This window comes from Pantoea endophytica (assembly GCF_002858935.1).
Lineage (GTDB): Bacteria > Pseudomonadota > Gammaproteobacteria > Enterobacterales > Enterobacteriaceae > Pantoea > Pantoea leporis.
The window spans coordinates 467,545-476,648 of record NZ_PJRT01000009.1; the positions used below are offsets into that span (position 1 = coordinate 467,545).

The 9,104-nt window shown below is 53.0% G+C and carries 5 protein-coding genes; 1 reads left to right on the forward strand and 4 read right to left on the reverse strand.

All coding sequences use genetic code 11. The features are described from left to right. Nucleotides 1-14: 14 nt before the first annotated feature. The 4 genes from PZBJ_RS10080 to PZBJ_RS10095 all read right to left on the reverse strand — a co-directional run bounded on the left by PZBJ_RS10080 (nucleotide 15) and on the right by PZBJ_RS10095 (nucleotide 7,382). On the reverse strand, nucleotides 15-3,179 hold the full coding sequence (locus PZBJ_RS10080) for an Ig-like domain-containing protein (RefSeq protein ID WP_101762362.1): 3,165 nt from the start codon (nucleotides 3,177-3,179) through the stop codon (nucleotides 15-17). Between the two features lie 350 nt (nucleotides 3,180-3,529). Continuing rightward, the gene (locus tag PZBJ_RS10085) at nucleotides 3,530-4,849 is read right to left on the reverse strand and encodes a c-type cytochrome (RefSeq protein WP_101762363.1); all 1,320 of its coding nucleotides are present in this window, start codon (nucleotides 4,847-4,849) and stop codon (nucleotides 3,530-3,532) included. 11 nt (nucleotides 4,850-4,860) lie between these two features. After that, a complete protein-coding gene (locus tag PZBJ_RS10090) occupies nucleotides 4,861-6,645 on the reverse strand; it encodes a GMC family oxidoreductase (protein WP_101762364.1) in 1,785 nt (594 codons plus the stop codon). Between the two features lie 2 nt (nucleotides 6,646-6,647). Beyond that, entirely contained in the window at nucleotides 6,648-7,382 is a 735-nt protein-coding gene (locus tag PZBJ_RS10095; RefSeq protein WP_101762365.1) for a gluconate 2-dehydrogenase subunit 3 family protein, read from the reverse strand. A 296-nt stretch (nucleotides 7,383-7,678) separates the two neighbouring features. Here PZBJ_RS10095 and sbmA point away from each other — a divergent pair, with 296 nt between their 5' ends. Next, nucleotides 7,679-8,914 carry a peptide antibiotic transporter SbmA gene (gene sbmA / locus PZBJ_RS10100; protein ID WP_101762366.1) on the forward strand — a complete coding sequence of 412 codons (1,236 nt, stop codon included), beginning with the start codon at nucleotides 7,679-7,681 and terminating at the stop codon, nucleotides 8,912-8,914. The last annotated feature ends 190 nt before the right edge of the window (nucleotides 8,915-9,104 follow it).

Below are 9,104 nucleotides of genomic sequence, written 5' to 3' on the forward strand. Positions count from 1 at the left end.
ATGATTAGACGCGGTTAAACCAGATCGATTTTCACGCCTTGTTCTACCAATAATTCAACATCCAAGCCGTCGTGGGTATATATCTGATATTTCAAGCCTGCCACTGATACATTTCCTTTCTGCCGATGCCAATCACCTTCATCAATGCCATTGCCTAACAAATCATCAAGCTTAATGACATCATTTATATTGCCATGCACCACCATTTGCGTTTTGCCATCCTGAATAAAGAGATCTTTGCTACCCGCGCTAAGGATGTCACTGACATTAATACTCAGTGTATTCCCAGCAGTGCTATTAGCCATATTCACAATCGATTTTTGGCTGCTGGTAGCGAGTAAGTCAGCTGAGTAATCGGATGAAATGCCATTCATTTCGGATGTAAAACTATCGGGTTTGGCGTCAAAGGTGAAAATAGTCGCTTTAGGATCCCGTACCGTGCTGCCGGATACCTGGAAATCGTGCCTGCCGTATGCGGTGAGCTGCGGCACATTAAATGTCCATTCGCCATTGGCATTAGCCTTCGCACTGCCACTGATCCACCATGTGCCGTTGTCATGCCTGGCATGAATGTAAACGGTGCTGTTAGCCGATGTATAGCCTTTCAGGGTCGGCGTCAAATCGTCAGTCCGGCCACCGTTCTCAACACTGCCCTGGAGCAGACCATTGTTGTCATGGGCAGAAACAATGACCGGAACAACCAAACTATCAGGCGCGGCATACAGCGAGAAAATGCTGGCGCTGGGATCGCGTACTTCACGGCCAGAGACCTGGAATGCGTAGGTGCCGTAGGCAGTCAACTGCGGCATATCATATGCCCACTCTCCTTTGGCGTTGGCTTTCGTGCTGCCACTTATCCACCATGTACCATTTTCATGCTTAGCATAAACGTAGACGGTATCGTTAGCAGGGGCACTGCCTTTCAGGGTTGGCTTCAGGTCGTCGGTACGTCCACTGTTCGCAATGGTGCCCTTGATCAGGCCAATATTGTCGTAAACGGAATCAATCATCGGAGCATCAGGAGCCGCATACAACGTGAAAGTAGCGGCTTTGGGATCGTGGGTCGCGCTGCCCGAAGCCTGAAAATCGTAGATGCCGTAATTAGGCAGTTGCGGCATATCATATGACCACTCACCTTTGGCATCCGCTTTCGCACTGCCGCTAACCCACCATTTGCCGCTTTCATGCTTGGCATGAATGTAGACAATTGCGCCCGCAGAGGCATGCCCTTTCAGAGTTGGCGTCAGGTCATCGGTTCGGCCATTATGCTCGATTGTGCCCTGCCTCAGACCGTTGTTGTCGATGAGGTAATCAATGACCGGTGGAATCTGCACGTCCGGGCCCGCATACAGCGTGAAAGTCGCGGCTTTTGGATCGCGTGTCGCGCTGCCAGAGGCCTCGAAATTATAGTTGCCGTAGGCGGACAGCTGAGGTAAATCAAATGTCCACTCCCCCTGGGCGTTGGCCTTGGCACTGCCGCTGACCACCCAGGTACCGTTTTCATGTTTAGTATGAACGTAGACAATCGCGCCAGCAGAGGCATGCCCTTTCAGGGTTGGTGTCAGATCGTCGGTACGCCCGCCGTTCTGGATGGTGCCCTGAAGATAGCCATTATTGTCGTAGGCAGAATCAATGACCGGCGTAATCTGCACGTCCGGGCCCGCATACAACGTGAAAGTCGCTGCTTTTGGATCGCGTGTCGCGCTGCTGGAGGCCTCGAAATCGTAGTTGCCATAGGCGGAAAGCTGCGGTAAATCAAATGTCCACTCTCCCTGAGCGTTGACCTTCGCACTGCCGCTGACCACCCAGGTGCCCTTTTCATGTTTAGTATGAATGTAGACAATACTGTTAGCAGTGGCATGCCCTTTCAGGGTTGGCGTCAAATCGTCGGTACGACCACCGTTCTGGATAGTGCCCTGAACGTAGCCATTATTGTCGTAGGCGGAATCAATGACTGGTTGCACATATGCATTGATCTGGAGAGAGAATTCGCCACTCTTACCGTTATAACTCGTTGAGTTAGATGCCTGGAAATCATACACGCCATTGCCGTTAGTCAGCTCAGCTACTTCAATATTCCAGAATCCGTTTGCATCGGCTACGGCACTGCCTTTAAGGGACCAGCTGCCATTTTGATGACGCGCATGAAGGTAGACAATACTGTGAGCTTCAGCACTGCCACTAAAGGATGGCGTAAAATCATCGGTGTCAGCACCAGAAGCGAGTTTGCCCTGCGAATTACCGAAATTATCCCATGCATACTCAATCTTCACGGTAGTGGGGGCAACTGCAATCACGTCAAACGCTGCGGTTGGCTGGCTTAATTCACCTCGGTTGTTCTGCGAACGCAGAGTAATGCTGTTTTTGCCATAGTGCAGAACATCTGAGTTTGCTTCCCAATCCCACTTTCCATTCTCAACCGGAGCAATCCCTACGCGCTTTCCATTAACATAAATATGTACGGATTCGGCGCCAACTGGCGCATTACCACTCAGTGATGGACGAAGATCATCTGTATTTTCGCCATGTTTGATGACACCGGTTTCCTGGCCGTAATTGTCATACACCTCCAGCAATTGAGGTTTATTGATGGTGGGTTCATTGATAAATAGCGTGAAGACATCAGAATCTTCACTGACTTGACCAAAACGATCGGTAGCGGTGATGTAGATACGGTGTTCACCATCACTCAATTTAGGTTCCATTGTCCACTGGCCATTTTTCTCAGCCTGCACACTACCCAATAAGATGCCATTGCTGTATACACGAACAATACTGTCTGGCTCGGCATAACCAGAAATCGTCGGCTTAGGGTCATCAGTAAATCCCTTATTTCCAACTGGCCCCTTAACACTCCCCACATCATCCATAACACTTGTGATACCAGGCTTATCCGGTGCGCTGAGATCAACATTGATGCGTGATTGATAAACATCACCACGATTACCCGCTGCATCATAAAAACGGATGGCAACATTATGTCCACCTTCAGCCAGTTGGAGAGGCAACTGGAATTCCCAATCACCGTTTTCTGCAACTTTGGTCCGGAATGTTTTTCCATTAATAGTAAACTCAACGGTACCATTTTTTACATCAATATAATTTCCTTTCCAGTATTGATACGGCGTATTTACCCAAATTTCCAGACCTGGCAGAGTGGGATCATAAGATTTTAACATAACAACTCCTTGTGTTAATTTGTTAACAAATTATATAAACTCATCTTGAGGTCCGGATTTTAAGTAATTACATAATAATAAAATAACAGAACGGTCTTAAAAAAAAGAAGAGCAATCAATAAGATAATAATAAAAAACAATACTCAAAGTTAATCGCTTCACATTACCCCTCACTATCGCAAAATTAAAAAAAAGCATACCAATATATAAAAAATTTAATTATGTAAAAATCAAACAAACCACATTTAATTTTACATAAATACTTAAAGTAAGATAATATTAAAGGAGTGAGGATATTTTGATAAGTGTACATGATTAAAAAATGGAGGCCATACCGGCCTCCATTAATATTACTGCCCTTCCAACACCTTAATATCCGCATTACCCTGCTTCGGCTGCACGGTTTCATCTTTACGCAACTCGGCCACATCTTTCGCCGACACGCTCGACTTCACGCCATTGCCCCAGCTGCCACGGATAAAGTTCACCACATCCGCCACCTGCTGATCGTTCAGACGCCAGCCGAACGCTGGCATGGTGATCGCCGTCGGTGCGCCTTTCACGCCAGGCAAAGTGCCGCCGACCAATACGATGTGAATCAGCGAGGTCGGATCATCTGCCATCACCACCGGATTGCCGCGCAGCGCCGGATAGAAGCGCTGATAGCCGCTGCCGTCGGTTTTGTGGCACGCCGCGCAGCTATCGACATAAGTCGATGCGCCTGGCTGGCTGTCGTCACCTTTCCACAACGCCTGAGACACCGCATCATCCTGCTTAAACACCGCCTGATTCGGATCTTTCGCGCCTAGGGATTTCAGATACTTAGCAATCGCGCTGATATCGTCATCGCTCAGATACTGCAGGCTGTGCTGCACCACATCGGTCATGCCACCAAACACCGCAGTGTGATCGTTGCGGCCAAAGCGCAGGAACTGCCTGAGATCCTCTTCGCTCCAGCGGCCTAAGCCATCGCGGTTATCGCCACGCAGGTTGCTGGCGGTCCAGCCATCAATCGGTGCGCTGCTGCCGGCGAGATAGTTATTGCCTTCGCCATTGTTGAGCGCTTTTTCCTGCATGGTGATGCTACGCGGCGTATGGCAAGCGCCACAGTGACCGAGACCTTCCACCAGATAGCGACCGCGTGCCAGTTGCGGATCTTCCTGTGCCGCCGGCTGGAACGCTTTCACATCCGGCGCAAAGATGCCGCGCCAGATGGACAACGGCCAGCGCATCGACAGCGGCCACGGAATGTCGCTCTCTTTGTTGGCCTGCGCCACCGGCTGCACGCCGTGCATGAAGTAGGCGTAGAGCGCCTTCATGTCGTCATCGCTGACCACCGCGTAAGACGGATACGGCATCGCCGGATAAAGCGTGTCGCCGTTTTTCGCTACGCCGTGACGCACCGCTTTCTGGAAATCGTCGTAGCTGTAGTCACCAATCCCGGTGGTTTTATCCGGCGTGATGTTGGTGGAGTAAATGGTGCCGATCGGCGTCGCCATCGGCAGTCCACCGGCAAACGGCTGGCCGCCCTGCGCGCTGTGACAGGCCACGCAGTCGCCCGCGCGCGCCAGATACTCACCGCGCTTCACCAACGCGTCCGAACCTGCTTCGTCCGCCACTGCGGCGAACGTCATGGTGCCCAGAAACAGGGCTAAAATGCTTTTAATCATCGCCGTGTTCCTTATGCCTGTACCAGCGGGCCGGGGTTCTTCAGATACTGTTCACGAATCGCTTTGGCTGACCAATAGGTCAACGCGGCGACCATGCCCGTTGGGTTGTAGCCGAGTCCCTGCGGGAAAGCCGACGCACCTGGCACAAACACGTTCGGCACATCCCAACTCTGCAGGTAACGGTTCACCGCGCTGGTTTTCGGATCTTCACCCATGATCGCCCCGCCGCTCATGTGCGTGGTTTGATACACGGTGGTGTCGAAGTGCGAGCCCGGCCCTTTCGCGCCGCCGATGATCATTTTCGGGTTCATCGCTTCGGTGATTTTGCGCATCTTACCAATCATGAACTGCGCCATCTTGATGTCGTTATCCTGCCAGTCAAAGGTCATACGCAGCAGCGGCTGGCCATAGGCATCTTTGTAGTTCGGATCGAGATCGAGATAGTTGGCGCGATACGACTGGTGCGCGCCGTGCGCATCCATCGAGATGTGATGGTTGTAAGTATCCGCGACCGCAGATTTCCACTGGCTGCCCCAGTTTGGCGTGCCTTTCGGCGTCGGCAAACCCGAGATCGGCTTGGTACCGGCCTGGTTCACCCAGAATGGCGAACCGCCAACGAAGCCGTGCGGACCGTGATCGAAGTTGTCGGCGTTGAAATCGTCCACCGCCACACCTGCGCCACCGGCACCGATAAACGGGTTGGTGGTGGTGTTTTTGTCGAACAGCGCTTTCAGCGTCGAGATGTTCTGATAGGCGAAGTTACGCCCCACCACACCTTCGTTGGAAATCGGGTTATACGGCTTGCCAATGCCGGAGAGCAGCATCAGATGCACGTTGTGGAACTGGAACGCCGACAGGATCACCAGATCCGCAGGCTGCACCACTTCGCGGCCCTGACCATCGAGATAGGTCACGCCGGTGGCGCGCTTTTTATCGTCGGTCAGATTGACGCGCAGCACGTAGGCGTTGTTGCGCAGCTCGAACTTCGGTTCCTGACGCAGCGCGGGCAGGATATTGACGTTCGGCGAGGCTTTGGAATACATGTAGCAGGCGTAACCGCTGCAAAAACCGCAGAAGTTGCACGGGCCCATCTGTGCGCCGTAGGTGTTGGTGTAGGGGCCTGAGGTGTTGGCCGACGGCATATCATAAGGGTGATAACCCACTGATTCCGCCGCTTGCGCGAACAGCTGCGCCGAGTAGGTGCGCTTCTGCGCCGGCAGCGGGAAGTCGCTGGAACGATCTGGCGCGTACGGGTTGCCGCCCTTCTCTTTGCCCAGCAGTTTGCCTTTGATTGACCAGGCGCTGCCCGAGGTGCCGAACACTTTCTCGGCCTGATCGAAGAAGGGTTCCAGCTCGTCATAGTTGACGCCGAAATCCTGGATCGTCATGCCTTCCGGAATGAAGTTTTTACCGTAACGCTGCTCGTAATGGCTGCGCAGGTTTAGTTCTACCGGGTCAACGCGGAAATGCACGCCTGACCAGTGCAAACCTGCACCGCCGGTGCCGGTGCCGGGCAGAAACGCCGCCAGCTGGCGATAAGGTACGGCGGTTTGCGAGGCATCGTGACGAATCGTTACGGTGCTTTTCGACAGATCCTGGAACAGCTTTTTGCGGATGTTATAGGTCAGTTCATCGATCGACTGCGGATAGGATCCATCCGGATAGGTATCGCGATGCGGACCGCGCTCCAGCGCCACCACATTCAGGCCCGCTTCGGTCAGCTCTTTCGCCATGATGGCACCCGCCCAGCCGAAACCGACGACGACCGCATCCACTTTTTTCAATTCATTTGCCACGCTTACGTCCTCTCCCCGCGAATATCCACTGACGGGAACGGATAACGTTCGCCGCGTTCTACCCAATCCATAAAGTCAGCGCGCGCGCCCGGGAAGCCAATCAGCTTCCAGCCCACCATGCCTTGATTGCCACCGTGGATCGGATCGCTGAAATAACCCTCGCGGGTGTTTTGTAGCAGGAAAGAGAAGAAGGTTTTCGCTGGCAGCTGCGGGAACTCGGCCGTGCCGCTTTCAAACGCGGTCAGCAGCGCGTCTTGCTGTTCGCCCGTCAGCTCGGCAAACACTTTGCCATGCTGTTTTTTGCTCCAGCCATCGGCATCGGCGAGGCCGAGACGGTAGATCTGCTGCGGCACCAGCGGCAGCTGATAACCCAACTCTTTTGGCAGATCGGGATTGAACGGGCCTTGCATGTACCAGTTGTTACCGGTGGCATACGGCGTGTTCATTTGACGATCGATAAATTCCGGCACGCCAGCTTCAAGTGCGCCAGGACCGCGTTCGTCGTTGGGGATCAGGCGCGCCACGGCCGCCGTGATAAAGGCAAACTCTTCGGCGGTGAACCAGGTGGGCTGGTAGCTACGCGCCTGTTGTGGTGATGCGTTTTGTTCTGCTGCCCCAGCGGCCATTGGTGCCACCAGTGCGCCCATCGCCGTACTGCCCACCGCCATTGCCGGCGCCAGGGTGATGGTTCTCAGCAGAAAATCCCTGCGAGTGTGACCATTTTTTTGTTCTGACATGACATTGCCTCAGTACCACATATAATGCGGCATGAAAGTTAAGTAGTTGCGTTGTATTGTTTTTTTATTGATAGCTTAAGGGATACAGCAGCACTGTTACCGGTAACAGTGCAAATATTGTAACACCATTGCTGTGGATAATTTAGTTGTTAGAAACAAATTCGCACTAATTACTTAACAATTGCCGCTGTCGTTTTACATCGCAGCGGCGAAACTGACATCGTCAGATACAACCCACAACAGACAGATAGAGGTCTGAAGCGGTATAAAAGCGTACACACAACAGCGGAGTGCCTATGTTTAAGTCCTTTTTTCCGCGGCCAACGCTGTTTTTCAGCTCAGCTGCGATTTGGAGTTTGCTGGCGATTTTTGCCTGGTTTGGCTTTTTCAGTGATTTCCCGGCGCGCTGGCCTGCACTACAGGCGGCGATGCACGAACCTTTGCCAACCAATGCCAGCCGTTTTATTCACATCAGCCAACTGTGGTTTTACGCCTATTACTGGATCGTTGCCGGCCTCTTTGCGCTAGCGTGGCGCGTGATTGATAACCATCCGTGGCAGCGCTGGTCGGTTTGGGGTTCAATTCTGATCATCTTTGTCACCTGGTTTGGCGTGCAGGTCGGCGTGGGCGTTAACGCCTGGTACGGCCCGTTCTACGACATGATTCAACAGGCGCTGACCAAAGCCGGTTCCGTCGCCATCCACCAGTTCTATGTGCAAGTGCTGGCGTTTCTCGGTATCGCGCTGATTGCGGTAGTGATTGGCGTGATGAACTCGTTCTTCGTCAGCCATTGGGTATTCCGCTGGCGTACCGCGATGAACAATTACTACATGCACAACTGGCAGCGTCTGCGTCTGGTTGAGGGGGCGGCACAGCGTGTACAGGAAGACACCATGCGCTTCGCTGGCACGTTGCAGGATTGGGGCATCAACTTTATTCAGGCGATTATGACGCTGGTGGCGTTCCTGCCGGTGCTGGTCACGCTGTCGCACCATGTGAAAGAGGTGCCCATTCTTGGCAGCATTCCGTATGCATTGGTGATTGCCGCGCTGCTGTGGTCGCTGTTTGGTACCGCGCTGCTGGCGCTGGTGGGGATTAAACTGCCGGGGCTGGAGTTTCGCAATCAGCGGGTGGAAGCGGCCTACCGTAAAGAGCTGGTATATGGCGAAGACGATCCTGAACGCGCCTCACCGCCGACGGTGCAGGAGCTGTTTAGCCGCGTGCGTCAGAACTATTTCCGCCTCTATTTCCACTATTTGTACTTCAACATCACCCGCATTATGTATCTGCAGGTGGATAACGTGTTCGGGCTGTTTGTGCTGTTCCCGTCGATTGTGGCGGGTACCATTACGCTCGGTCTGCTGAACCAGATCACCAATGTGTTTGATCAGGTGCGCTCGTCGTTCCAGTATTTGATCACGTCGTGGTCAACGCTGATTACGCTGATGTCGATCTATAAACGTCTGCGCAGTTTCGAGCAGATTTTGCAGGATATTCCACACGAAGAGATGATGCGCGAAGCCGCGGAGTAAGGTGGTAGTGCGGTGCGGTCTGGTGCCCTCACCCCGGCCCTCTCCCTGTACAGTCCGGGGACATGGTAGACAGGTGTTCGGGGACATGGTGAACACTTTTTAACATCCTTTACCCATGGTGATCGACTTTTTCTTCAGGTCGATCACCCCCACTTTTGTGCTGTACCACCATACCTCGTAGCACCCGTCT